Below are 1,843 nucleotides of genomic sequence, written 5' to 3'. Positions count from 1 at the left end.
GGGGGCTGTCGCATTTTGAGTGAGCGGTAGTTCGACGTTGCGAAGGGGTGGCTCGGGTTCGATGCCCGGGTCACCTCTTTTTTGGCGTTGGGGTGCTCTGTTCCGCTGGGTCAGGCCAGCGCTGCGTTGGGTGCGGCGGTCAGGTGGGTGAGAATTTTGCCGATGTTGTGCACCGCGGCATGGAAGGACCATTCACTCGTCGCTCGGTCGAGGCCGCAGCTGGTGAATCGCCGGAATCCGAGGTTGTGTTTGGCATGTCCGAACGGTGTCTCGGCGATGTGAGACCGTTTGCGGTACGTTGCGATTCCCTCCGGGGTGGATAATCGTTCGGCCATCCGGGTAATCGAATTACCCTGCGCTGGTGCAGGATCCGACACCGGCGTAGCTACGGCCGCGGCAGCGGCGGCTTCGAGTGTCCGCGATTTTCCGGTGGCGATCAACCGGTCCGGGCCCGGTGCGTCGAGGTTGTCGATCGAGCAATAGCCGGCGTCGAAGAGCATGATTCCGATCGACGGCTGCTCGGCCTGCGGTGGTGCGTTGTCGGCGATCACTGCCGCCGCAGCGACCGCTTTGTCGACCATCTTCTCGTAGTAAGTGACATCGGAGGGGCTGGTGCCCACGCCGGTGGCGATGATGATGCCGTCCTCGGCGGTGAATGCTTGGCAGTTGTAGCCCTGCACCCAGCCACCACCTCGCAGCGGCTGCATCCGAGAATCCGGATCGGTGATGTTGCGCCGCAATACCGTTGGCGTCGTGCGCTCCAGAGCACTGTGCTTGGCGACCGCCTTCGACACCGAGGTGCGTGCAGCGATCACGCGGTAGTGATCCTCGACTGGAACCGGAACCTTGCCTTTCGGTTTCCCGCCGCGCCGCGCAGCAGCATCGGCTCGCTGCCGGTACCGTGCCTCGGTGGCCTCGTGTCGTGCGATTTCCCGTGCCAGACGCCGGTGAGCAGCGGCTACCTGCGCGGTGAGCGGCACCCGACCCGCCGGGGACTTCCCGGCATCGAGACGCTCGAGATGACCCTCGGCAGCGGTCCTGGCGGCCTTCTCGCGGGCATCGTCTTCGGCTTCGATCTGCGCCAACGCCTCCGCGATCCGCTTCGATCGCGACGTCGGGTCGGCCAACTCGGCAGGAACCCTGCCTGGTCCGGGATCGTCCTCGCCGTAGAGTTCGTCCTCGGAAGCATCGACGTCGGCGTGCGCTGCGGCCGCTGCGGCAGCGATCTCGCGTGCCCGGGTCTGAGCAGCCTTCGCCGACTCGGCTTCGGCGGCGGCCTTCAATCCTTCCGCGCTGCGATTGGCTCCGATGGAGGCGTTCGAGGCGATCTTGACCCCATCGAGAGCGATGGTCCCCAACGACCCCAAACCGACCCGCGCCGCCAACGTCAACACCTGTGCGAACAGCGACTCGCAGGCCGCGTGGTTGTCTTTACGGAACCGAGAGATCGTGGCGTGATCGGGGGCATCGCCGGCGCAGATGACCCGGTAGGACACCACATCGGTGCACGCAGATTCGATCTGGCGTGAAGACCGCATCCCTTTCGACCAGCCCCAGATCAGCAGCGTGAGCAGCATGTCCGGGTCGTATCCGGCGCGCCCGACCCCACCGAGTCGACGCCCGGTATGAAACGCCGAGGTGTCGAGATGAGTATCGACGATGTCGATGAGCGTCCACACCGGATGCTCCGCCGGTAACCATTCGCGCATGTCCGGTGGAATCAGAAACTGTTGATCACGATCGACCGGTCGATAGCCCTTCGCCACCAACACATTGTCCCGCACCACCGACAATGGGGCGCCTCGACACTCGAGACGCCCCACCATCAAAATGCGACAGCCCC

1 protein-coding gene is annotated in these 1,843 nt (G+C 64.8%); it reads right to left on the bottom strand.

Translation table 11 applies throughout. The features are described from left to right. Positions 1-110 precede the first annotated feature (110 nt). The gene (locus MTX35_RS25220; RefSeq protein ID WP_243597470.1) at positions 111-1,709 is read right to left on the bottom strand and encodes a transposase; all 1,599 of its coding nucleotides are present in this window, start codon (positions 1,707-1,709) and stop codon (positions 111-113) included. Positions 1,710-1,843: the final 134 nt, after the last annotated feature.

It is taken from the genome of Rhodococcus sp. ARC_M12, assembly GCF_022810385.1.
GTDB classification, from domain to species: domain Bacteria; phylum Actinomycetota; class Actinomycetes; order Mycobacteriales; family Mycobacteriaceae; genus Rhodococcoides; species Rhodococcoides navarretei.
This window is presented reverse-complemented; position numbering and strand designations above follow the sequence as displayed.

What these genes read in the sequence shown, in the direction of transcription:
- MTX35_RS25220 (WP_243597470.1), bottom strand. Translation starts at nt 1,709, where the DNA reads ATGCGCGAATGGTTACCGGCGGAGCATCCGGTGTGGACGCTCATCGAC.